At 45.6% G+C, this 24,817-nt stretch carries 22 protein-coding genes; 2 read left to right on the forward strand and 20 right to left on the reverse strand.

Annotated elements, in window-relative coordinates; genetic code table 11:
* Window positions 1–4 precede the first annotated feature (4 nt).
* The 7 genes from ispD to rlmD form a co-directional block, all read right to left on the reverse strand.
* Window positions 5–712, reverse strand: a complete 708-nt coding sequence (gene ispD, locus R8O11_RS15925) for a 2-C-methyl-D-erythritol 4-phosphate cytidylyltransferase (protein ID WP_017821625.1) — start codon at window positions 710–712, stop codon at window positions 5–7.
* Between the two features lies 1 nt (window position 713).
* A complete protein-coding gene (gene ftsB / locus R8O11_RS15930) occupies window positions 714–995 on the reverse strand; it encodes a cell division protein FtsB (RefSeq protein ID WP_005380907.1) in 282 nt (93 codons plus the stop codon).
* A 548-nt stretch (window positions 996–1,543) separates the two neighbouring features.
* The gene (gene eno, locus R8O11_RS15935) at window positions 1,544–2,845 is read right to left on the reverse strand and encodes a phosphopyruvate hydratase (protein WP_005380909.1); all 1,302 of its coding nucleotides are present in this window, start codon (window positions 2,843–2,845) and stop codon (window positions 1,544–1,546) included.
* A 78-nt stretch (window positions 2,846–2,923) separates the two neighbouring features.
* The gene (locus R8O11_RS15940) at window positions 2,924–4,564 is read right to left on the reverse strand and encodes a CTP synthase (protein WP_021034029.1); all 1,641 of its coding nucleotides are present in this window, start codon (window positions 4,562–4,564) and stop codon (window positions 2,924–2,926) included.
* A gap of 205 nt (window positions 4,565–4,769) precedes the next feature.
* Entirely contained in the window at window positions 4,770–5,573 is an 804-nt protein-coding gene (gene mazG, locus R8O11_RS15945; RefSeq protein WP_005383780.1) for a nucleoside triphosphate pyrophosphohydrolase, read from the reverse strand.
* A gap of 349 nt (window positions 5,574–5,922) precedes the next feature.
* Complete coding sequence (gene relA / locus R8O11_RS15950) at window positions 5,923–8,142, reverse strand: GTP diphosphokinase (protein ID WP_005380915.1); 2,220 nt, start codon at window positions 8,140–8,142, stop codon at window positions 5,923–5,925.
* A gap of 123 nt (window positions 8,143–8,265) precedes the next feature.
* Window positions 8,266–9,585 carry a 23S rRNA (uracil(1939)-C(5))-methyltransferase RlmD gene (gene rlmD, locus R8O11_RS15955; RefSeq protein WP_053306774.1) on the reverse strand — a complete coding sequence of 440 codons (1,320 nt, stop codon included), beginning with the start codon at window positions 9,583–9,585 and terminating at the stop codon, window positions 8,266–8,268.
* 192 nt (window positions 9,586–9,777) lie between these two features.
* Here rlmD and barA point away from each other — a divergent pair, with 192 nt between their 5' ends.
* Window positions 9,778–12,576, forward strand: coding sequence for a two-component sensor histidine kinase BarA (barA, locus tag R8O11_RS15960; RefSeq protein WP_138939849.1), 2,799 nt, complete (start codon window positions 9,778–9,780; stop codon window positions 12,574–12,576).
* A gap of 69 nt (window positions 12,577–12,645) precedes the next feature.
* On the opposite strand, the gene acpS is transcribed toward barA, so the two are convergent.
* The 11 genes from acpS to rpoE all read right to left on the reverse strand — a co-directional run bounded on the left by acpS (window position 12,646) and on the right by rpoE (window position 21,885).
* A complete protein-coding gene (gene acpS / locus R8O11_RS15965; protein ID WP_005380927.1) occupies window positions 12,646–13,026 on the reverse strand; it encodes a holo-ACP synthase in 381 nt (126 codons plus the stop codon).
* Between the two features lie 10 nt (window positions 13,027–13,036).
* Entirely contained in the window at window positions 13,037–13,771 is a 735-nt protein-coding gene (pdxJ, locus tag R8O11_RS15970) for a pyridoxine 5'-phosphate synthase (RefSeq protein ID WP_005384579.1), read from the reverse strand.
* Window positions 13,768–14,499, reverse strand: coding sequence for a DNA repair protein RecO (gene recO / locus R8O11_RS15975; RefSeq protein WP_005384578.1), 732 nt, complete (start codon window positions 14,497–14,499; stop codon window positions 13,768–13,770). The genes pdxJ and recO overlap by 4 nt, the downstream gene beginning before the upstream one ends.
* A 115-nt stretch (window positions 14,500–14,614) precedes the next feature.
* The gene (gene era / locus R8O11_RS15980) at window positions 14,615–15,577 is read right to left on the reverse strand and encodes a GTPase Era (RefSeq protein ID WP_005380931.1); all 963 of its coding nucleotides are present in this window, start codon (window positions 15,575–15,577) and stop codon (window positions 14,615–14,617) included.
* Window positions 15,570–16,247, reverse strand: coding sequence for a ribonuclease III (gene rnc, locus R8O11_RS15985; protein ID WP_005380932.1), 678 nt, complete (start codon window positions 16,245–16,247; stop codon window positions 15,570–15,572). Before rnc ends, era begins: the two co-directional genes overlap by 8 nt.
* A gap of 21 nt (window positions 16,248–16,268) precedes the next feature.
* The gene (gene lepB, locus R8O11_RS15990; RefSeq protein ID WP_005380933.1) at window positions 16,269–17,168 is read right to left on the reverse strand and encodes a signal peptidase I; all 900 of its coding nucleotides are present in this window, start codon (window positions 17,166–17,168) and stop codon (window positions 16,269–16,271) included.
* Window positions 17,169–17,272: 104 nt separating this feature from the next.
* Complete coding sequence (lepA, locus tag R8O11_RS15995; protein WP_005384577.1) at window positions 17,273–19,066, reverse strand: translation elongation factor 4; 1,794 nt, start codon at window positions 19,064–19,066, stop codon at window positions 17,273–17,275.
* Between the two features lie 158 nt (window positions 19,067–19,224).
* A complete protein-coding gene (locus R8O11_RS16000) occupies window positions 19,225–19,695 on the reverse strand; it encodes a SoxR reducing system RseC family protein (protein WP_085570062.1) in 471 nt (156 codons plus the stop codon).
* 2 nt (window positions 19,696–19,697) lie between these two features.
* Window positions 19,698–20,657, reverse strand: a complete 960-nt coding sequence (gene rseB, locus R8O11_RS16005) for a sigma-E factor regulatory protein RseB (RefSeq protein ID WP_005380941.1) — start codon at window positions 20,655–20,657, stop codon at window positions 19,698–19,700.
* A complete protein-coding gene (locus R8O11_RS16010; protein WP_318194277.1) occupies window positions 20,654–21,280 on the reverse strand; it encodes a sigma-E factor negative regulatory protein in 627 nt (208 codons plus the stop codon). The genes rseB and R8O11_RS16010 overlap by 4 nt, the downstream gene beginning before the upstream one ends.
* 26 nt (window positions 21,281–21,306) lie before the next feature.
* Window positions 21,307–21,885 carry an RNA polymerase sigma factor RpoE gene (rpoE, locus tag R8O11_RS16015; RefSeq protein WP_005380946.1) on the reverse strand — a complete coding sequence of 193 codons (579 nt, stop codon included), beginning with the start codon at window positions 21,883–21,885 and terminating at the stop codon, window positions 21,307–21,309.
* Between the two features lie 554 nt (window positions 21,886–22,439).
* Between rpoE and nadB the strand changes: the two genes are divergently transcribed.
* A complete protein-coding gene (gene nadB, locus R8O11_RS16020) occupies window positions 22,440–24,053 on the forward strand; it encodes an L-aspartate oxidase (RefSeq protein ID WP_005380947.1) in 1,614 nt (537 codons plus the stop codon).
* A gap of 22 nt (window positions 24,054–24,075) precedes the next feature.
* On the opposite strand, the gene R8O11_RS16025 is transcribed toward nadB, so the two are convergent.
* Both R8O11_RS16025 and R8O11_RS16030 read right to left on the reverse strand, forming a co-directional pair.
* Window positions 24,076–24,537, reverse strand: coding sequence for a protein YgfX (locus R8O11_RS16025; RefSeq protein WP_258675390.1), 462 nt, complete (start codon window positions 24,535–24,537; stop codon window positions 24,076–24,078).
* Complete coding sequence (locus tag R8O11_RS16030) at window positions 24,506–24,766, reverse strand: succinate dehydrogenase assembly factor 2 (RefSeq protein WP_005380951.1); 261 nt, start codon at window positions 24,764–24,766, stop codon at window positions 24,506–24,508. Before R8O11_RS16030 ends, R8O11_RS16025 begins: the two co-directional genes overlap by 32 nt.
* Window positions 24,767–24,817 lie beyond the last annotated feature (51 nt).

The raw sequence follows: 24,817 nt of genomic DNA on the forward strand, positions 1-24,817 counted from the left end.
TTCTTTATTCGCCGCGCTCACGGCTTAGATAAAACTCGGCTAACGCAAGATCTTCTGGCTGAGTGATTTTTATATTGTTCGCATTCCCTTGAACTAAGGCTGGCTTCTCGCCTAACCATTCCAAAGCCGAGGCTTCATCGGTAATGGTTACACCCTGTTCTAATGCGTCAGCCAGTGCTTGAGTAAGCTGCTGAGTTTTAAACATTTGTGGAGTAAGTGCATGCCACAATGCTTCTCTATCTACCGTATGATCGATATCTTGTACTGCGTTTGCTCGCTTCATTGTATCTCTCACAGGAGATGCGAGAATGCCACCCGTTGAGTGGGCGCAGCAAACATCAATCAAACGGTCAATGTCGGATGTTAATACACATGGCCTCGCAGCGTCGTGGACTAATACCCACTCGCTTTCCAGATGCTCATTGACATAGTTTAGCCCTGATAACACAGAGTCTGCTCTTTCTTTACCACCAGCTACACGAATCACATCTGGGTGCTTAGCAATGGACAATTCTGGGTAATATGGGTCGCCGTCAGTAATGGCAACGACAACCTTAGAAATATTTGGGTGGGAAAGCAGTTTCTCTACGGTATGTTCCAGTACCGCTTTACCTTCGATCAATAAATATTGCTTAGGGCGATCTGCCTTCATTCTGCTACCCACACCCGCAGCTGGCACAATTGCGATATGCGATGAGTTCATATCCAACATTTTAATGGTTTTCCTCACCTATAATGCGGTAAAAAGTCTCGCCATCTTTAACTAAACCGAGCTCATGACGCGCACGTTCTTCAATCGCATCAAGACCTTGCCTTAAGTCATCAATCTCAGCGAACATTTCATTGTTGCGAGCTTGTAGCTTGCTGTTCACTTGTTGCTGAACTTCAATTTCATCTTTTACTGTGTAGTAGTCAGACACTCCGTTTTTACCAAACCATAGAGTGTATTGAAGCAAGCCAAACAGTAGCGTAAGGGCTATAACAAAGATTCGCATATCGCTGCTAACATTCTGTACCGGAAGGAATTAGATAAGGTGACATATATAGCATAAATGCGAGGTTGCCTCTAGGGGAGAAAGGGAGACTCACACGCTCCTTACAAGAAATAAGCAGCAAAATGAAACAAGCTCATAGGAAGCGCTCCTTACCCATGACCAAAGTAAGAGCCAAAAATACAAACCTATAAATACAAAAAACCGCCGTAGCGATGGTTTCAAAAAGCTATTTAGCGAAACTTTACTCAATAAGAATTAAGCTTGACCTTTAACTTCTTTGAGACCGCTTACTTGAAACATGGAGGAGCGCGCTCACCTAGAGCTTCCGTTATATAAAGAAACACCCCGCCAAGGCAGGGTGTTTTTAAAAGCTTTAAGATAAGCCGTTAACTCAGTTAAGAATTAAGCCTGACCTTTAACTTCTTTGAGACCGCTTCCTTGAAACATGGAGGAGCGCGCTCACTTAGAGCTTCCGTCATATAAAAAACGCCCCGCAAGTGCGAGGCGTTTTCAAAAGCTTTAAGTTAAGCGGTTAATTCAATTAAGAATTAAGCTTGACCTTTAACTTCTTTAAGACCGTTGAAAGGAGCGCGATCACCTAGTGCTTCCTCGATACGGATTAGCTGGTTGTACTTAGCAACACGGTCAGAACGGCTCATAGAACCAGTTTTGATTTGACCTGCTGCTGTACCTACCGCTAGGTCAGCGATAGTTGCATCTTCAGTTTCGCCAGAACGGTGAGAGATTACTGCTGTGTAACCTGCGTCTTTAGCCATCTTGATTGCAGCTAGAGTCTCAGTTAGAGAACCGATTTGGTTGAACTTGATAAGGATAGAGTTAGCTACGCCTTTCTCGATACCTTCAGCAAGGATCTTAGTGTTAGTAACGAATAGATCGTCACCTACTAGTTGAAGCTTGTCACCTAGTAGTTCTGTTTGGTGCTTGAAGCCATCCCAGTCAGACTCGTCTAGACCGTCTTCGATAGAAACAATTGGGAATTGGTTAGCTAGCTCAGCTAGGTAGTGGTTGAACTCTTCAGAAGTGAAAGTTTTACCTTCGCCTTTCATGTTGTAGATGCCAGCTTCTTTGTCGAAGAACTCAGATGCAGCACAGTCCATAGCTAGAGTTACGTCTTTACCTAGTTCGTAACCAGCAGCTGCAACAGCTTCTGCGATAACTTCTAGAGCTTCAGCGTTAGATTTAAGGTTAGGAGCGAAACCACCTTCATCACCAACTGCAGTGCTGTAGCCTTTAGACTTAAGAACTTTAGCTAGGTTGTGGAATACTTCTGCACCGATACGTAGACCTTCTTTAAGAGTCTTAGCGCCAACTGGTTGGATCATGAACTCTTGGATGTCAACGTTGTTGTCTGCGTGCTCACCACCGTTGATGATGTTCATCATTGGTAGAGGCATAGAGAACTGACCTGCAGTGCCGTTTAGCTCAGCGATGTGCTCGTATAGAGGCATGCCTTTCGCAGCAGCAGCAGCTTTAGCGTTTGCTAGAGAAACAGCTAGGATAGCGTTAGCACCGAATTTAGATTTGTTTTCAGTGCCGTCTAGTTCGATCATTACTGCGTCGATTGCAGCTTGGTCTTTAGCGTCTTTGCCAACTAGAGCTTCAGCGATTGGGCCGTTTACAGCTTCAACTGCTTTAAGAACACCTTTACCTAGGAAACGTGCTTTGTCACCGTCACGTAGCTCAAGAGCTTCGCGAGAACCAGTAGATGCGCCAGATGGAGCTGCCGCCATACCTACGAAACCGCCTTCTAGGTGTACTTCAGCTTCTACAGTTGGGTTACCACGTGAGTCGATGATTTCACGACCTAGAACTTTAACGATCTTAGACATTAATGTTTCCTCTCGTTTCAAATATAAATGTCAATCTTAAAGGGCAGCAGCACAACCTTCGCCGCCGCCCGTATCCTTTTACTTCTCGAATTCGCCGCGTGCGTTTTGGCCCGCAGCCTTAACAAAACCTGCAAACAATGGATGTCCATCGCGAGGAGTCGAGGTGAATTCTGGGTGGAACTGAGCCGCTACAAACCATGGGTGAGCTGGGTTCTCAATCATTTCCACTAACTTCTTGTCCGCAGATAGACCTGATACTTTTAGGCCTGCTTTTTCGATTTGCGGACGAAGCACGTTATTCACTTCGTAACGGTGACGGTGACGTTCATGGATCGTCGCGCTACCGTACAGTTCACGAGCTTTAGTCCCTTTCTCTAGGTGACACAGCTGTGAACCAAGACGCATCGTACCGCCTAGGTCAGACTTTTCAGTACGCTCTTCTACGCTACCTGATTCGTCTACCCACTCTGTGATCAAACCTACCACAGGGTACTTAGTCTCTTTGTTAAATTCTGTTGAATGTGCACCTTCCATACCCGCAACGTTACGCGCGTATTCGATTAGTGCAACTTGCATACCCAAACAAATACCTAGGTAAGGCACGTTATTTTCACGTGCATATTGAGCCGCACGGATCTTGCCTTCAATACCACGATCGCCGAAGCCACCTGGTACTAGGATTGCGTCCAAACCTTCTAGAAGTTCAACGCCTTTTGTTTCGATATCTTGTGAGTCTACATACTTAATTGTGACGCTTAGACGGTTTTTCAAGCCAGCGTGTTTAAGCGCTTCGTTCACAGATTTGTATGCATCTGGTAATTCAATGTATTTACCAACCATACCGATGGTTACTTCACCAGTAGGATTTGCTTCTTCGTAGATAACCTGTTCCCATTCAGAAAGGTCTGCTTCAGGAGCAGTAATACCAAAGCGAGCACACACAAGGTCATCTAGCCCTTGAGATTTAATCAACTGAGGGATCTTGTAGATAGAGTCTACATCCTTCATTGAAATTACTGCTTTTTCTGGAACATTACAGAACAGTGCGATTTTTTTACGCTCATTCGCAGGAATAACGCGATCGCTACGGCAAACTAGGATGTCTGGCTGAATACCGATAGATAGAAGTTCTTTTACAGAGTGTTGCGTCGGCTTAGTTTTCACTTCGCCCGCTGCCGCTAGGTAAGGAACAAGTGTTAGGTGCATGAACATTGCGCGCTCACGGCCTAGCTCAACAGCTAGCTGACGAATCGCTTCCATAAATGGTAGTGATTCGATATCACCAACAGTACCGCCAACTTCAACAATAGCCACATCATGGCCTTCAGAACCTGCAATAACGCGATCTTTGATTGCGTTAGTGATATGAGGGATAACTTGAATAGTTGCGCCTAGGTAGTCACCACGACGTTCTTTACGAAGTACGTCGGCATAAACACGACCTGCAGTGAAGTTGTTACGCTTGGTCATCTTGGTACGGATGAAACGCTCGTAGTGACCAAGGTCAAGGTCAGTCTCTGCGCCATCTTCTGTAACGAACACTTCACCGTGCTGAGTAGGGCTCATTGTGCCCGGGTCAACGTTGATGTAAGGGTCAAGCTTCATCATAGTCACTTTAAGACCACGAGCTTCTAGAATAGCCGCAAGAGATGCTGCTGCAATACCTTTACCTAGAGAGGATACAACCCCGCCAGTAACAAAAATGTAATTTGTCGTCATGTTTAACCTGAAATTGGTTGAATGAGGGAAATGGAGTGCTTCTGGACGGGAGATAAATATACCAGAAGCTCCTTACCGCCACAACGTGAAATCTATCACACCGTAATTTTTTATTTTTTGCTTCAAATCAAAGTGAGCAAAGACAAACCAAAGTCCGTTTTCGTGTAACCAAACAAGCTGACCTTATATTATGTATTCTGCCAGTTTACCTCTGCCTCGATTCTTCTTGTTTTACTTCATCCCAAAAATGGTCAAGTTCTGATAAAGAACAATCTGTAAGTACTTTGCCTGACTGCTGAACCTTGCCTTCAACTTGTTTAAAACGTCGCGCAAACTTTACGTTTGCTTTTCCTAGCGCGACTTCTGGGTTTTTATCAAGGTGGCGAGCCAAATTGACAGTCGCAAATAGCAAATCACCGAGTTCCAACTCAACTTTCTCTTCATCGGGCTGAACTTGCAGTGCCTCTTCCATGACTTCGTCAATTTCTTCTCGTACTTTATCGACAACCGGGCCAAGTGAATCCCAATCAAACCCAAATTTTGCACATTTTTTCTGAATTTTTGTAGCACGAGAAAGTGCCGGTAAAGAGTTTGGTATTGAGTCTAGGATACTTTCTTCCGCTTTGCCTACTAGGGCTTTTTCTTTTGCTTTTTCCGCTTCCCAGTTCGCGTTAATTTCCTCGTCAGATTCAAACTCAACATCTGAAAAAACATGCGGGTGGCGACGAGTCAGTTTTTCGTTCACGGTTTCGACGACATCCGAAAAGTCGAACAGCTCTTGCTCTTTCGCTAGCTGACTGTAAAAAATCACCTGAAACAACAAATCCCCTAGCTCTTCTTTTAGATTGGGCCAATCTCGATTTTGAATCGCGTCCACCACCTCGTAGGTTTCTTCTATTGTATGCGGAACGATGGTGTCAAAGGTTTGTTTTAAGTCCCAAGGGCAACCGTTTTCGGGGTCACGCAGCTTCGCCATGATTTGTTCTAACTGTTCAATTGGATGACTCATTTTTTGTTCCTTTAAACCTTTCTATTAAAGAAAAAGGTGAGCAGCCAAAACCACTCACCTTCTACATTATATTTTCTCAGCAGCTTTCACTAAGTAATTGTTACTTTGACAAGGCAACAAGTTTTCGCGACTCCTGAGCATAGCCTACTATGTGATGCCCCTGAGCCGGCACGTCGGAATAAGTGCAGCTAACGCAGATAAAAAGCCAAATATGACGCAAGTGTAACTCTGTAAATAGTTGAAGTTGTAGCTAGGCGACAAACAAACGAGACTCCTGAGCATGGTTCACCATGTGATGGAGCGAGTGCGTGCAGTCAACAACGCTACAACGATAACTATGACGAGAGTTTTAGCCGAGGCGTTTCACCGTCATGACATCCTTGATCTGTTCCACACGTTTCGAAACCCGCGAAAGCACCTCAATATTGGTGACTTCTAGGTCAAAGTCCATGATGGCAAGTTGACGTCTGTAGTCGACTCGGTTCTTCATACTGGTCACTTTGATCTTTTCGTTGGCGAACAGTGTCGTAATGTCTTTGAGTAGACCACCTCGCTCCATCGCTTCAACACGCACGGTGAGGATGTATGACCCCACAAAGCCGCTGCCCCAGACTGTATCGATGATGCGCTCTGGCGCATGATGGCGCAGTTCTTCTAGCTGTTCACAGTCACTACGGTGTACTGAAATCCCACGACCTTGCGTTATGTAACCAGAGATATCGTCACCTGGAATTGGCTGACAGCAACGTGCTAGATGTGTCATTAGGTTATCGACGCCTTCTACTACAACTGCGTCTTTTTTCGGTCGGCTTTGCGCGGGTGATTTATGCTCAGCTTCTTGCAGTTTTTCCAGTGCTTGTTGATCTTCTTCCTCTGCCGTTGGCTTGTTAACTAACGCGTTGATATGGTTAATTATTTGGTTGATACGCAAATCACCGCTACCTACACCAACATACAATTCATCTGGTGTTTTGACGTTAAACCGCTTGAGGGCGTAATGCTCTGCATCTTTTAACGTTGCGCCAATTTTGGCTAACTCATGCTCAAGGATTTCACGACCTGCTTCAAGGTTCTTCTCACGGCTTTGTTTTCGGAACCAGGCGTTAATTTTGGCACGCGCACGACCAGAATGAACGAAGCCTAATGATGGGTTTAACCAGTCACGTGATGGGTTAGGTTCTTTCTGAGTGATAATCTCGACTTGGTCACCCATATGTAATTTATGCGTGAATGGCACAATACGACCTCCGACTTTGGCACCGATACAACGGTGTCCCACTTCGGAGTGAATGTGATAGGCAAAATCTAGCGGCGTTGCCCCCATTGGCAAATCGACAACATCACCACGTGGTGTAAAGGCATAAACACGGTCATCAAAGACTTGGCTACGCAGCTCATCGAGCATTTCGCCAGAGTCAGACATTTCTTCTTGCCAATCCAGTAGCTTACGCAGCCACGTGATCTTCTCATCATAACCGCTTCGGCTGCTTGCCCCTTCTTTATATTTCCAGTGCGCGGCAACACCCAGCTCCGACTCTTCATGCATTTGCTTGGTACGAATCTGGATCTCGATGGTTTTGCCTTCTGGCCCTAGAATTACGGTATGGATCGATTGATAACCGTTTGGTTTAGGGTTAGCAACGTAGTCATCAAACTCGCTCGGTAGGTGCTTGTATTTGGTGTGAACTACACCCAAAGCCGCGTAACAGTCTTGCAGTTTGTCTGCGATGATACGTACTGCTCGAACATCAAATAGCTCATCGAATGCCAAACTCTTCTTCTGCATTTTTCGCCAAATGCTGTAGATGTGCTTAGGTCGACCACTCACTTCGGCATTGATGCCCGACACTTCCATTTCGTGCGTGAGGTCTTCAACAAAGTCTTTGATGTACTGTTCACGAACGATGCGTCGCTCAGAAAGCTGCTTGGCAATTTGTTTGTAAGTTTCCGGCTGTTGGTAGCGGAAAGCGTAATCTTCAATTTCCCATTTCAGCTGACCGATGCCTAATCGGTTTGCTAGCGGCGCATAGATGTTGGCACACTCTTTTGCCGCCGCACGTCGAACTTCATCAGGCGCTTTTTTAACTTCAATAAGGTTACAAATTCGCTCCGCAAGCTTGATAACCACGCAGCGGAAGTCATCCACCATGGCAAGCAGCATGCGGCGTACGTTATCTACCTGAGATGACGCTGCACTGCCTTCCATGTTGACGTTGAGTTGGCCAATAGCAGCCATTTCTTCAACGCCGTCGATTAATTTTATGATTTCTTTGCTGTATTTCTCTTCCAGAATTTCTCTGTTAAAAGCACCACTTGAAACCAAAGGAAACAGTTGAGCAGCCACTAAAGTGGCTTGATCCATAGACAAGGTGATCAAAATTTCGATCATTTCTCGTCCACGCCACAACAACAGCTCCGCTTGCTCGTTATCAGCTAATACCGTCTGGCAATCTCGATATACTTCGATTAAGCGTGAGGCTGTGTTTTTCTCTTGTCCTAGGCTAGCCACCCAGTTTTCGAGTTCAAACTGTTCATCTTGGTTTAAATGCGCGCTTCTTACCGCAACCATCTCATCATCCTAATTATTATATTCGTGTGGTTTGACTAACACCGTCCAGGTTAGTTCTTTTTACCGCGCGTACACGCTGGCTTTATGACCACCCACCACAAATAAGGGGTCAAAGTCCTAAAGTTAGGACTTTTCAAACAATGCCATCGATTCTAGATGACTGGTATGAGGGAACATATCCAGCATACCTAATTTAGTTAATTTATAGCCTTGCTCTATCAAGCTTTGACTATCCCTAGCAAGGGTAGCAGGATTACAAGAAACATAAACTACACGCTGTGCGCCAAGCTCAGAAACTTGATCGATGATCCCACTCGCTCCCGCGCGTGCCGGGTCTAATAATACTTTATCAAACCGCTCTGCGGCCCAGGCTTGGCCTTCAAAATCTTGCTCAAGGTTAGCGTGATAAAATTGCGCGTTATTGATTTGGTTCAAAGATGCATTGTTTGTGGCTTTTTCTACCATCTCTGCAACACCCTCTACTCCAACCACGTACTTAGCTAATTTCGCAACTGGTAAACTAAAGTTGCCTAAACCACAGAACAAATCTAACACTCGGTCACTCTTTTGTGGGTCTAACCACTCAACCGCTTGTTTGACCATTTGTTGGTTTACACCTTGGTTTACTTGAATAAAGTTATTTGGTGCAAAAGGGATTTTCACTCCAACTTCTTGATAAAAAGGCATATCGCCTTCGATAAGGTCTAATTGTTCTGTCGATGGCATTAAGTACAACGATGCGCCATGACGTTTTGCCAACTCCGTTAGAGATTGAGTTTCACTCGTTGTCAGAGCGCTCAAGTGGCGCAGCGTAATACACGGCCCATTATCACCAAGTACCAGCTCTACATGACCCAATTGTTCAGGCTTTTTGAACGCTTTTAGGGCTGAGTAAATCTCTGGCAGCAAAACATTCAGTTCCGGTGCCAGCACTGGGCAATCGGTTACTTGCGCAATTTGCTTACTCTGCTTTTTACGGAAACCAAAATGTAGCTGACGGTTTTTTTTATCAACAAACAAGCTCACTCTCGCACGGCGACGGTAGGCCTGCGAATCTCCCAATAACGGGGCATCTAGTTCAATGTCACTGCCTGAAAATTTTCGCATTAGCTGACGCAACGTTTGCTGTTTGTACGTCAATTGTTGGTCATAATCTAAGTGCTGCAAATCACAACCACCGCACTCATGATAATGTGGGCAAAATGGCTCCACACGAGCTTCACTCGGCTTAAGGATTTTAATCAACTTACCGCGAGCGTATTTGCTCTTTTCTTCCACCAATTGAGTGACCACCTCCTCACCCGGCAGTGCTCCATCGATAAACAATGGCTTCTTTTTGAGGTAAGCAATGCCTGCGCCGTGGTGATCTAAACGCTCTACTTGCACTGCTTGGTGCCGAGTATTGAGTTGGGTTTTCTTTTTCGGTTGAAAGATGCGTGCCATGCTCTGTGCCTGATTTATGTGTAATTGCTCTTCGGCTTCACTATTCTTGATTGCAGCCGTTGTGTGATTCGAGTGACTTGATTATGCTTACCGTTTATTCGGTGACGTCACTTCTTTGCTCAAGGCTTTATCGTGCGCTTGAGAAATAATGCGTTATTTTCCCATATCCAGACTCCGATGTAATTAGATAACATGACCAGATATGGCTTACGAGCACGTGTAATTACACTAACTCTCGCTCCCACTCTCATTATTGGTTTATTACTGAGCGGCTTTTTCTCATTTAACCGCTACCAAGACCTTGAGAAACAAGTTATCACCACTGGTAACAGCATTATTGAGCCGCTGGCGATTGCCAGTGAAACTCATCTACTATCAGAAAGCCGAGAGGCGGTACGTCGCTTGATAAGCTACGCGCACCGCAAAAACTCCAAACTGGTTCGTAGTATCGCGGTATTTGATGAACATCATGAGCTCTTTGTAACCTCTAACTTTCATCCTAATTTTGAAGCCTTGATGTTTCCCAAAGATAAACCGATCCCGCAACTGGGTAATTCGGAAATCTACGAAAACTCACTGATATTGCGTGTCCCCATTTTGTCAGAAGGTCACTACTTAGCGGAGTTGTCGAACGAAAGCCAAGGCACAAAAGCGATTGGTTACATCGCCGTCGAGTTAGATCTCTCCTCCTTGAGGCTGCAACAGTATCAAGAAGTCTTCTCTGCGTTTTTAGTTCTGGTTCTCGGTCTTGGCTTAGCAAGTGTGTTTGCTTCACGTCTAATGCACGATGTGACCCAACCTATCACCCACATGAAGAATGTCGTTGACCGCATTCGCCGTGGTCATCTGGATGTGCGTATCGAAGGCAAAATGCACGGTGAGTTAGACCAGCTAAAAAATGGCATCAACGCCATGGCGGTATCGTTATCAGAATATCACGTAGAGATGCAGCACAGTATAGACCAAGCCACGTCCGACTTACGTGAAACGCTTGAGCAGCTAGAAATTCAGAACGTTGAGCTGGATATCGCGAAGAAACGCGCGCAAGAAGCGGCCAGGGTTAAGTCAGAGTTCTTGGCGAACATGTCGCACGAGCTGCGTACTCCGCTCAATGGGGTGATTGGCTTTACTCGTCAAATGCTTAAAACGCAGCTTTCTAACAGCCAAACGGATTACCTACAGACGATTGAGAAATCGGCGAACAACTTGCTGAATATCATCAATGACATTCTCGACTTCTCGAAACTTGAAGCGGGTAAGCTGGCGCTGGAAAACATTCCTTTTGATTTCCGAGAAAGTTTAGAAGAGGTAATTAACCTACAAGCCACAAGTGCACATGAGAAAGGGTTAGAAATCACCCTAAAAGTGGACCCTAAAATTCCACCAGGTTTAGTTGGGGATCCACTACGTATCCAGCAAATTTTGACGAACTTAGTCGGTAACTCAATCAAGTTTACCGAGCGAGGCAACATTGATGTTAGCGTAGAAATGCGCTCTCAATCAGGAGACTCCGTCGAACTGCAATTCATGGTGCGTGATACCGGTATTGGTATCTCTGAGCGTCAGCAAGCGCAGTTGTTCCAAGCCTTTAGCCAAGCAGATGCAAGTATTTCACGTCGTTACGGCGGTACTGGTCTTGGTCTGGTTATCACTCAGAAACTGGTGAGCCAGATGGGCGGCGAAATCAGTTTAACCAGCCGTCTACACCAAGGTTCAACCTTCTGGTTTACGGTGCGCTTGCACTCAACCGAGATGCCAATGAGCGAACTGATTGAAGTGGAACTTCTGACTGGGAAGCAGTTACTGCTGATTGAACCAAACATGCAAGCCGCGTCCGTAACCCAACAGATTCTAAGTCAGGAGGGTATTTTAGTAACCTACCGCTCTTCGCTACCAAACAACGAAGAACAATATGATTATGTACTGTTGAATTTAGCGGCCAACCAGACTCACGATGCGGAAGTTATTACACCTTGGATAGAACAAGCGAAACGCATGGCTCCGAGTGTTCTCCTAGGGACACCGAGTACCGAATTGGCGCTTGCGGACCAAATAATGACAGAGCATCACGTCCAGTGCCTGACGAAACCATTGTCTCGCCGTAAGTTGCTACAAAGCCTGATTAGCGAACATGTAGAATCGCCACCGGTATTAAGCGCTCCAATTACGCCAAGCGAAGGGGACCGTTTACCTCTCACTGTACTAGCAGTGGATGACAACCCTGCAAACTTGAAGCTGATCTCTGCACTGCTCCGCGAACGAGTAGAAACCGTAACCGCCTGTAGCAATGGCCAGCAAGCGGTGAACCTGGCGACAGAGAAAAAGTACGATTTAATCTTCATGGATATTCAAATGCCACAAATGGATGGGGTGACCGCTTGTAAGCACATTAAAGAGTTGGAGCTAAATAAAGACACGCCAGTGATTGCGGTAACGGCACATGCCATGGCAGGGGAACGAGACCGCTTGCTCTCGGCAGGAATGGATGACTACTTGACCAAACCTATTGAAGAGCATGTGCTACAACAGGTTTTGGTTCACTGGAACCCAAATGCTTGTACAGAGAGCATTGGCAAAGTCGCCCCTTCATACGTTGATGAACCTGAAGGAAGCGCACCACAATCCGTTTCTTCGCCTCAGCAGGATGTGATTATTGATTGGCAAGCAGCCTTGAAACAGAGCGCGAATAAAGAGGATCTCGCTAAAGAAATGCTACGCATGTTGATTGAGTTCATCCCTGAAGTAGAAGCAGTCGTTGACCAAGCTCTGGAGCAAGAAGATATCTCTCGTGATGACCTAATTCATGTCATCCATAAGCTGCACGGCAGTAGTTCATATTGTGGCGTTCCAAGACTGAAGTCACTCTGTGCGACGCTTGAGCAAGCACTGCGCTCAGGGATCAGTCTTGAGGAGGTTGAGCCTGAAATGTTCGAGCTGCAAGATGAAATGATTAAAGTAACAACAACCGCAAAGTTATACCTTGAACAGTGATCTATTGAAGAGAAACAAAAGCCAGAGCAAATGCTCTGGCTTTTTAGTATTTTGTTTAAGACTTACAAGCTAGGATTCAAAAATGACCGTCGCCACAGCGTAATGACGCTCATCGGAAATGGACAGGTGAATGTGGTTAACACCCATCGCATCCGCTATTTGCTTGGCTGTGCCCGTCAATGCGAGTACTGGTTTTCCAAGCTCATCGTTCGAGATGGAAAAGTCGTGAAACGTGACCCCTTTTGCGATCCCTGTCCCCAATGCTTTTGAGGCAGCTTCTTTAACAGCAAAGCGCTTAGCAAGATAACGACCTTGCAGCTTAAGCTGTGAGAATTTGGCCATTTCTTCTTCTGAAAGAATCCGCTGAGCAAAAGGTTCACCACTACGAGCTAACGCTTTTTCAATACGCTCAATTTCTGCAATGTCGGTCCCTAACCCTATAATCGCCATCTAGATAGCCCTATGACTGGCGAGCCTCAATCATCAATGCTTTCATGTCAGCAACCGCTTTATTTAAACCATCAAATACCGCGCGACCAATGATTGAGTGACCAATGTTGAGTTCGTAAATTTCTGGTAATGCAGCAATTGGTGCGACATTGTGATAAGTCAGGCCATGCCCGGCATTAACAATAATACCTAGATCATGTGCATAACTAGCACCAGCGGCAATCTTCTTCAGTTCAGCTTGTTGCTCGTCTTCTGTCGTCGCATCTGCATAGTGGCCAGTATGTAGCTCAATAAACGGAGCTCCACACTTTTTCGCAGCTTCAATCTGTTGACGGTCAGCATCAATAAAGAGCGAAACTTTAATGCCGGCATCTGTCAGCTTTTTCGTCGCAGCTTTAATTTTTTCAAGCTGTCCTACTACATCTAAACCACCTTCCGTCGTCAGTTCTTCACGCTTTTCAGGCACTAGACACACAAACTCTGGTTTAGTTTGCAGCGCAATCTCAACCATTTCGTCCGTCACTGCCATCTCTAGGTTCATACGCGTTTGAATGGTTTCACGCAGAATACGTACATCACGATCCAAAATATGGCGACGGTCTTCACGTAAGTGGATAGTGATACCGTCCGCGCCTGCACGCTCTGCAATTTCAGCAGCGTGAACAGGATCCGGGTATTTTGTACCACGTGCATTACGTAGAGTGGCAATATGGTCGATATTGACGCCTAAATAAATTGAGCTCATTTTCCGTTACTCCGTGCTCTGGGGGTCTGAATGAAAAATTCACGACTTTTTAAAGGTTTGCCGCCAAGATACGGCTTTAAGGCTATACGTGTAAAGCGTTTTGCCGCTTTTAGCTGCTCTTTAGTGACGAACCGCCGCTCACTGATAGCAATCAGTTCATTCCCTAAAAACGTGAGGTTATCGCGCCTAACCGAAGCAATAAACCCTTTCTGTTCCCGGTAACGATAGGTCATTTCTGGATCGACGGGCTCGCCGGTACCTGCACAATGCAAAAAATCCACGCCATACCCCATCGCAGACAGCAAGGCTAACTCAAAACGACGCAGTGCAGGCTCAGGGTTCTCGTTGTGCGCCAACTCGGTTAACGCATGCAAATAATCATGAAATAGTGCTGGCATCGGCACTTCAGCCATCAAAATACGGCCAATCAGTTCATTGACGTACATGGCTGAGTAGAGATTAATGCCCGTTAACGGCAAACCTAGACTTATCGGCTCGGCTTGACGCAAAGTTTTCATTGAGCCTTTCCCCGACCATTTAAGTAATAGCGGGGTAAAAGGTTGCAATGCGCCTTTTAAGTTCGAACGCTTACTGCGCGCGCCTTTGGCCATTAAAGTCATTCGGCCATATTCCTCACTAAATACATCAAGGATTAAGCTCGATTCACTGTAAGGGCGTCGGTGCAATACAAAACAGCGCTGTAAACCTTCGGAAGACAGATTACTCATCTAAGTCATTGTGCCTAAAAACTGTGAAATAAAAAATAAGGAGCCGAGCGGCTCCTTATTTTAATCGATACTGATTTTTCATCGATGTTGGAGCGAAGCACCTTCGCAGCCAAGATTATAAATCGTCTATATAACCCAACGATCGCAACGCTCGTTCGTCGTCTGCCCAGCCAGATTTCACTTTTACCCAAGTTTCTAGGTAAACCTTACGACCGAACAATTCTTCCATATCTAAACGCGCTTCGCGACCAATGGTTTTAATCTTCTCGCCGCCTTTGCCAATCACCATTTTCTTCTGGCCATTACGCTCAACAAGAATCAATGCATTGATGTGGAAACCGTCGGTTTCTGGGTTGTAATCAAAACGTTCAATCTCAACCGTTACTGAGTATGGCAGCTCTTCACCAGTAAAGCGCATCAGCTTTTCACGCACAATCTCAGACGCCATAAAACGCTGAGAACGGTCAGTCACGTATTCTTCTGGGAAGTGATGCGTTGCTTTAGGTAAGTGATTACGCACGTGCTTACGCAGTACGTCAATGTTCTTACCTTGCTTGGCAGAGATTGGCACAACATCCACGAAGTCCATCTTCTTCGACATCTCCGCCATGTGTAGCATCACGTCGTTACGATCTTGTACGTTGTCGACTTTGTTTACACAAAGCACAACTGGGAAGTTCGATTTTTGAAGTTTGGTCAGCACCATCTCATCATCTTTAGTCCAATGCGTACCATCGACTAAGAAGAACACAAGGTTTACATCACTCAATGACGAGTTAGCTGCACGGTTCATCAAACGGTTAATCGCACGCTTTTCTTCAATGTGAAGTCCAGGCGTGTCAACGTAAATCGCTTGGTAATCGCCGTCCGTATCCACACCCATAATACGGTGGCGTGTCGTTTGCGGCTTACGAGAGGTGATCGAAATCTTCTGACCCAAAATCTTGTTCAAAAGTGTCGACTTACCTACGTTTGGACGACCAACAATAGCAATAAAGCCACAGTGTTGGTTTTCTGGCGAGCTTGGCTCACCTTGTGATGCGAAAAACGCATCGATATCGAATTCGTTATCAGCCATTTGTTAATTGCTCAAGTGCTGTTTCAGCAGCCGCTTGTTCTGCCTTGCGGCGGCTGGTGCCTTTACCGATTACAGGCTTATCCACACCTGCTACTTCGCACTCAACCGTGAACTCTTGGTTGTGCGCTTCACCTTTAATATTAGTCACTGTGTAGACAGGCAGCGGTTTTCTTCTGCCTTGTAGGAACTCTTGTAGGCGAGTTTTCGGATCTTTCTGTGAAACGCCTGGTTTAATGGCTTCAAGGCGTGACTGATACCAACTCAGTACAATGCCTCGCACAACTTCAAGATCACTGTCTAGGTAAATTGCGCCAATAATGGCTTCAACCGCATCGGCTAAAATAGAGTCTCGGCGAAAACCGCCACTCTTCAATTCACCTGGACCTAATTTTAAATAATCTCCTAGATCGAATTCACGACCCAGTTCCGCCAATGTATGTCCGCGAACCAAAGTAGCACGCATGCGGCTCATGTCACCTTCGTTCACTTTTGGGAAACGATGGTACAGATCATCAGCGATGACAAAACTTAAAATTGAATCGCCCAGAAACTCAAGACGTTCATTGTGCTTACTGTTGGCGCTGCGGTGCGTCAGCGCCAAATTGATAAGCCCGGCATCTTGAAACTGGTAGCCGAGCTTTCTCTCTAGTTTATCAATTGGAGAATTCATACTCTCTCGATATTTGAATGGTTAGTGAATGCCACCGATGCGGTTAAAACGCACACCAGTTGGAATCCATGAAGGTAGAACACTATCTGCGCCACGATCAAACTCGAAGCTGATCCAGATCGCGACAGCTTTACCGACTAAGTTTGCTTCTGGAACAAAGCCCCAGTAACGGCTGTCAGCACTGTTGTCACGGTTATCACCCATCACAAAATACTGACCTTGTGGTACAACCCACTCTGTCGTTCCGCTGCGTGGGAAATATTGCTCCACGCGGTTACGCACAAGAGGGTTAACCAAAATATTGTGCTCAACGTTACCCAGTTTTTCATCCAGTTGGATCATTGGAATACCGTTCGAGCTAAACTGACTTTCTTCAACATTGCTCAGTTTAACTGGCTTACATGCCGATTCGCCTTGGCTTTGCACGCAAAGCTGCTTATCACTTGAATAACGCACGATATCACCAGGTAAACCAACTACACGCTTAATGTAGTCCACACTTGGTTGTGGTGGGTATTTGAAGACCACGATATCACCACGCTCAGGCTTACCAGTTTCCACTAGCTGAGTACGCCATACTGGGTCTTTTAGACCGTACGCGTACTTCTCAACTAAAATGAAATCGCCAACCAGCAAGGTAGGCATCATTGAGCCTGATGGGATTTGAAATGGTTCGTAGATAAAAGAACGTAATACTAAAACGAACGCGATCACAGGAAAAATAGAGACGCTATTTTCAACCCACCAAGGCTGACGCTCAACTTTTTGCAAGGTCACTGCATCCAAACCATTAGACGTCTGAGCTTGAATCTCAGCCAGTTTTTCCTGACGCTTTTTCGCGAAAACCAGCTTTTCCAATAGCCAAACCACGCCAGTTACCAAAGTCGCAATAACCAACATCAGTGAGAATGTATTCGCCATTAAATTCCCTTATCTAAAAATACGAAAGTGAAAGAGCCGAAACCCTTTCACTTATTTTAATATCTAACGTCTTAAGACCGACAAGTGTGAGACAAAGTTCAACTTTAGTCTTTACCTACGTGAAGGATGGCTAGGAACGCTTCTTGAGGCAGCTCAACGTTACCGATCTGCTTCATGCGTTTCTTACCTTCTTTCTGTTTCTTCAGAAGTTTTTTCTTACGACTTACGTCACCGCCGTAACATTTCGCAATAACGTTCTTACGCAACTGTTTTACCGTTGAACGAGCGATAATGTGGTTACCAATTGCCGCTTGGATTGCGATATCAAACATTTGGCGAGGGATGAATTCTTTCATCTTCTCTACCAACTGACGACCGCGAGTCTGAGACTGATCTTTGTGTGTGATCATCGCCAATGCATCAACAGTGTCACCGTTAAGAAGAACGTCTACACGTACCATGTTCGAAGCTTCAAAACGCTGGAAGTTGTAATCCAAAGATGCGTAACCGCGTGATGTTGATTTCAGACGATCGAAGAAATCCAGTACCACTTCAGCCATTGGAATATCGTAAGTCACAGCGACTTGGTTACCGTGGTAAACCATATCAACTTGACTGCCTCGCTTTTCAACACACAGGGTGATTACATTACCTAGGTACTCTGAAGGCACAAGGATATTACAACGCGCAATCGGTTCACGAATTTCTTCAATATCATTGATCGCTGGTAGTTTTGCTGGGCTATCAACATACAACAGATCGCCATCCGTCTTCTCAACTTCGTAAACTACCGTTGGTGCTGTGGTAATAAGATCCAAGTCGTATTCACGCTCTAGACGCTCTTGGATGATTTCCATATGTAGCATGCCAAGGAAACCACAACGGAAACCAAAGCCTAGTGCTGCAGAGTTTTCTGGCTCGTAGAATAGCGATGCGTCGTTTAGGCTTAGTTTGCCTAGTGCGTCGCGGAAGTTCTCGTAATCGTCAGAAGATACAGGGAACAGACCTGCGTAAACCTGAGGTTTAACTTTCTTAAAGCCTGGTAGCGGTTTATCACAACCATTCTTCGCTAGAGTCAGCGTATCACCAACAGGGGCACCAAGAATGTCTTTGATACCACAAACAACCCAACCTACTTCACCAGTACGAAGGATATCGGTATCTACTTGTTTTGGCGTAAAGATACCAAGACGATCTACACCCCAAACTTGGCCCGTACTCATCACTTTGATCTTATCGTTCTTCTTCAGTTCGCCGTTTTTAATACGCACTAAAGAAACAACGCCAAGGTAGTTATCAAACCATGAGTCAATGATCAGCGCTTGTAGTGGCGCATCTGGATCACCTTCCGGTGCTGGAATCGCTGACACAATGTTCTCTAGAACGTCATCAACACCGATGCCTGTCTTCGCAGAACAGCGGGTTGCTTCCATTGCATCGATACCAACGATTTCTTCAATTTCTTCCGCTACACGCTCAGGATCAGCTGCAGGTAGGTCAATCTTGTTTAAGATTGGCACAACCTCTAGATCCATTTCGATCGCGGTGTAACAGTTAGCCAGTGTTTGAGCCTCAACACCTTGACCCGCATCCACAACCAATAGCGCACCTTCACAAGCCGCTAGAGAACGTGATACTTCATATGCAAAGTCAACGTGCCCCGGAGTATCGATGAAGTTCAGCTGATACGTCTCACCGTCTTTAGCGGTGTAGTTTAGCGTCACACTCTGAGATTTGATGGTGATGCCACGCTCACGTTCAAGATCCATTGAATCCAGAACCTGTGCGGCCATTTCACGATCGGTTAACCCGCCACAAACTTGGATTAGACGGTCTGATAGGGTCGACTTACCATGGTCGATGTGGGCGATAATCGAAAAGTTACGAATGTGCTTCATAGATTTAGGGTGACTAACTCTTTACAAATAGGGACAGTAAGAAACGCCATCTACTGACGGCATTTCAATCAAGTTGGCAGATTCTACCGAATTTCGTTAACGGGCGCACGTAATTTAAAGTACATACCCAAATAACCTTTAGTGGAGGGGGACAGCACTTACTGGATTGGCTCTCCAAGTACCCGAACGAGGGTAACTTGGCGCTTAGATTCATCTTCTAACGGACGAGAAACACGTTTTGCGATCCACATTCCACCAGCGGCAAACAATACCGATGCCAATATGATGATGCCTTCCCCGCCGGCTGTCAGCGGCGCTAATAGGACGTGACCAAACATCGCACCGATAATCAAACCAAACAATGGCAGTAAATAAACCGCCATTGCTGATTTTATTAGGCTCGACTCAGGAAAACCAATCTCGACGACTTGACCTATTTTCACCGATTTATCCGTGCGCAGGTGCCAAGATAAACTCTTGTTACCAATGGCTTTAGTAACAACGCCCGTTCCACAGCTTTTCTGTGAAGAGCAACTACTGCAACTGGTCTGCTGTTCGCAACTTAAATCAATTTCGTATTGCTTGCCGCGACGATGCACGTCTGTCACGGTAGCCAACGCGGTCATCATTGTTATTTACTCTTTGTTACATTAAATGTGACAGATTGGGCTATACGCTGTGCTGTGGTCGGTGGAATGTCTCCTACAACAGAGATTTCATGTTGACCGCTCACAAAACTGTGTAGCGTTCTTCTGCCTTGGCGAACCAACTGCCCTTTTAACGAATGCTCATCTTTGTTTGCTACGTAAACAGAGAAGCTAAACAGACCATCAGAATACAGCTGACTCTCCACCATTTGGTTAGTAACGGCCATACGATAGCGGTTGAGCTCGTTCGGCTCGAAACCCTCAGGGATCCAACCAACCTGCCAATTACTGGTCCCAATATCGCCTTTTGGCATGGTGAGAACAGCAGGTAATTGAACATCTTGCAGGCCACTCATTAACTCTGCGATTTTTGGGTTTACCGTGTAAGAAATAGTGCGATATTGTTCAAGCATTTCACCATCGCGGTCCACAAGGTCGGCACGTAACGGCAATTTACTCTTTTCATCGATCCATAGTACGTATGAATAGCGCAGACCGTCTTTAGGAACAATACGCAGCACTTGTGTTGCCACACCAGCTTCACGAGCTCTACCCACTTTTACATAGTCGTAATACAAGTTTAGCTCATCGATATTGGTGTTGAGCATAGGCATAGTCGGAGCGACCATTTTACCTGACTCGATGGTGAACGGTTCTAAACCCGTTTCGATATAACTTACTTCAGTTCCGCGACGAATCACTTCACGCACTGGGCCACTTAAGTAGACAAGATGAGCATATTGATCGTCACCATGCGTGGCATGACGATACAGCAACGGCTCAATGCTGTTCTTTTTGATAAGGATATAAGAGAGTTCGTAACTTAAATTCTTACTCGCCTCGCTCATTTGATGCAATAAAGCCTCCGCTGGCTTATCACCAGCAAAGGCTTGAGAAGACATCATACTGAACAGAGCGCAAGCGCTGATCAGAAATTTTTTCATTCAATATCCGGATTCAGATTTGCATCTTGTTGAGATGCATCACTGTTAATTCGTAACTGCAATTCGTAGTCTCGCAGCATAGCATGAACACGCTTGCGCTGCTCTTGCATATTTGCCTCGCCTACAGAACGTTCTACAGACTCACGAGTCAAACTCACTGGTTCTGCGCTGCCAGCAAACGGAACCGTCTGCAATACAGGTAATTGATCTGTTTGCGGCGACATTGAATCGCTACCACCGTGCTGCTGTACACCTAAAATAACAACAAGCGATACACATGCAGCAACAGCAACTTGACCAAACTGCGTCAACCAACCTGGCAACTGACGTTTTGCTTTTTGCGGTTCTGGTTGCGACTCTTTTGGCGTATCCGCAATTGAGATAACATTTGCACTGTGCGAATCAAACGCACGGTGTGCAGGTTCATCTTCTAACGCTAACGCCACGCTTTCAGCAATATTCCACTCAGGTTTTGCTGGCGCTTCGCCTCGCATCACATCACCAATCAGGTGATAGTTCTGCCAAGCATCACGGCTCTCTTGGTCTTGCTCTAACTCTTGAATTAAAGCCTTATCGACCAATTCTCCATCCATGAGAGCTGAAAGTTTTTCTTTGTCAGCCATTATTTTCACCATAGTTATTACTTGTACTAGCGTTGCAAAAGAGGTCTGATTTTCTTTTCCACCGCCTCACGAGCACGGAAGATACGCGATCGTACCGTTCCTACCGGGCAATCCATCACTTCTGCAATTTCTTCATAACTCAAGCCATCGAGCTCTCGTAATGTCATTGCGGTTTTTAAATCTTCAGGTAAAGCTTCGATTGCACTGAACACCACCCGTTGCAATTCTTTGGACAACGTTAAGTTCTCAGGGTTCGATATTTCTTTAAGTGCACTACCTGTTTCGTAAAATTCAGCATCTTCAGCATCGACATCTGTCGCTGGAGGTCTACGCCCTTGAGCAACAATGTGATTTTTCGCAGTATTCACTGCAATGCGATACAGCCACGTATAAAACGCACTTTCCCCACGAAAGCTAGGGATAGCTCGGTAAGCTTTAATAAACGCTTCTTGTGCTACATCTGGTACATCGCCAGGATTACTAACGTATCTGGAAATAAGATTACATACCTTATTCTGGTACTTTGTTACCAACAGGTTGAATGCTTGCTTATCGCCATTCTGAACTCGCTCAATCAATACTTGATCGGTCAGCTGCTCGTTCATTCGAGCGGATACTCCTATTTGTTATGCCCCTACTCTTCTCAGATATGGGTACTAATTATGCAAAACGTAGTATTGACACCACTGCTTACTTGAGCACTATTGTGACCCTAACGTGAATGAGAAAGTTCCATGGTTTCTCAAGTTTTTTGTCATTGTTTTTTCACAGTGTGATGTCTGTACCCAAATGACCACCGCTGCCTGACTTTAGTCTAAGTTTGACAAGCGAGCATCTTGGAGGGAAATGGGTATAATGAATGATCTCTGTCCCAGATTGTGCTGGGTCGAGCATGGAAAAGCAATGGCATTGACAAACTATTACTTTTCATTTGCATGGCTAATGGCTATCTGAACACCGCGTTACAAATTATAACTTAGGAAGCATGCTCATGCTCTGCATGAAAAAGAAGAGTGGCTCAGTCACCGCAGTAACACGGACGTCGATAGGTCTCCCAACTTAGCCCTTAGCGACAGATGTCGCGATAATGGAATGCACATGGTGTGCAAATAATACACAAGGTAACTTTGTTACCTTAGCTTGGGATTATAAAAGTTATATGAACACAAATCGTGAACATGAGTGTGATGTATTAGTGGTAGGGAGTGGCGCGGCAGGTTTGTCGTTGGCTTTGCGCGTTGCTAACCACTGTAAGGTGATGGTGCTGAGTAAAGGACCACGCAGCGAAGGGGCGACCTACTATGCTCAAGGCGGTATCGCTGCCGTATTTGATGAGTCAGACACCATTGATTCACACGTTGAAGACACGCAAATCGCCGGGGATGGTATTTGCGATGAGGAGACCGTAAGGTTCATTGCTGAGCATTCAAAAGAGTGTGTACAGTGGTTGATTGACGGTGGTGTCCCATTTGATCGTGAAGAAGATGACTCTGACGATGAACCTCGCTACCACTTAACTCGTGAAGGTGGTCATAGCCGTCGTCGTATTCTTCACGCGGCAGATGCGACAGGTATGGCGATGCAAACCTCCCTGCAAGATAACGCTCATAACCATCCAAACATTCATGTTCTCGAACGTCACAATGCTCTGGACTTAATCACCGAAGACAAAATTGGCGGTGATAAAAACAAAGTTATCGGTGCTTATATTTGGAACCGCAACGAAGAGCATGTCGAAACCGTGCGAGCCAAATTTGTGGTTCTCGCTACAGGTGGTGCTTCAAAGGTTTATCAATACACCTCTAACCCAGATGTGTCGTCTGGTGATGGTATTGCGATTGCTTGGCGTGCAGGGTGTCGTGTGGCTAATATGGAATTTAACCAGTTCCATCCGACGTGTTTATATCACCCAGAAGCACGTAACTTCTTGCTAACTGAAGCGTTACGTGGCGAAGGTGCTTACCTGCGTCGTCCAGATGGTTCTCGCTTTATGCCAGATTTCGATGAACGTAAAGAGCTTGCTCCGCGTGACGTCGTGGCTCGTGCTATCGACTTCGAAATGAAGCGTTTAGGCGCCGACTGTATGTATCTCGACATCAGTCATAAGCCTGCTGACTTTATTACGAAACACTTCCCTACCATTTATTCACGTTTGATGGACTTGGGCATTGACATGACTAAAGAGCCAATCCCAATCGTACCTGCTGCACACTACACTTGTGGCGGTGTCATGGTGGATAGAAATGGCTGCACCGATCTGAAAAATTTGTATGCGATTGGTGAAGTTAGCTACACCGGGCTGCACGGTGCTAACCGCATGGCATCAAACTCACTTCTCGAATGCGTGGTTTATGCTTGGTCTGCGGCAAAAGATATTCTAAAACATCACACTAACGTTGAGCTACCCTCACAGGTGCCATGTTGGGATGAAAGTAAAGTAACCAATAGTGATGAAGAAGTGATCATTCAGCACAACTGGCACGAGCTTCGTCTGTTTATGTGGGACTACATGGGCATTGTGCGAACTGACAAGCGTTTAGAGCGCGCCTTACGCCGTATCCAACTGTTGCAACAAGAAACACACGAGTACTACAGCAATTTCCGAGTGTCGAACAACTTATTAGAACTGCGTAACCTTTTACAAGTAGCAGAGTTGATGGTTCGTTGTGCGATGCAGCGTAAAGAGAGTCGAGGTTTGCACTACACGCTTGACTATCCGAACCAACTGGAAAACAGCGGCCCAACGATTTTGGTTCCAGCTAAACAGCTTTAACTTTACCAAGTAAACTATTACATCAGCAGGGAGCATTAGCTCCCTGTTTCATTTCCCATTGGCGTAATACCAAAGATAGTTGACGATACTGCTCATCGTCACAGCTATCACGCCAAATCGTAACAACACGGCCAGATTGCAATTGGAATGTTATCTTGAATGGTGATGCCGATGTATCGACTCGCTGTAAATGACCCTTTTCGGACTCAATATCTTCCGAGCATTCGCCACACTCAAGGGCATCCAACCTAACCGAGCCATCGCAGTGCACATACCAATGCCCATGACTTGTAGGTTGAACAAGGCCTTGGCTTGAGAGAGCCTTAACAATCAGTAATAACAAATAAGTCGATAATACGAGCGGAATGCTAGAGAGGATAACAGCCCAAGTCATCAATAAGAAAAGTACAACATTGAAGACTCGGGCAGTCAGAGAGGGAGAAGCAGTAAAATTAACGAACTTTGCTGAGGTTATGGGCGACAATTTTATCAACCATTGCTGCATGACCTAAATTTTCGCTACGGCCATGCCCCATTACCCAAGTAAACAGATCAGGATCATCGCATTCAAGTAAAGAAACAAAGTCACGCTGCTCTTGTTCACTCAGAGTATCAAAGCACTCTTCAAAAAACGGCATAATTACTACGTCAAGCTCAAGCATGCCTCGACGACAAGCCCATTTAATACGCGCTTTTTCTTCCGGAGTGTACATTCACTATTCCTTCATAGATGTCTTGTTGTTAGTGCGGAGTGTAACAAGGGA

The organism is Vibrio sp. 1288, assembly GCF_033344475.1.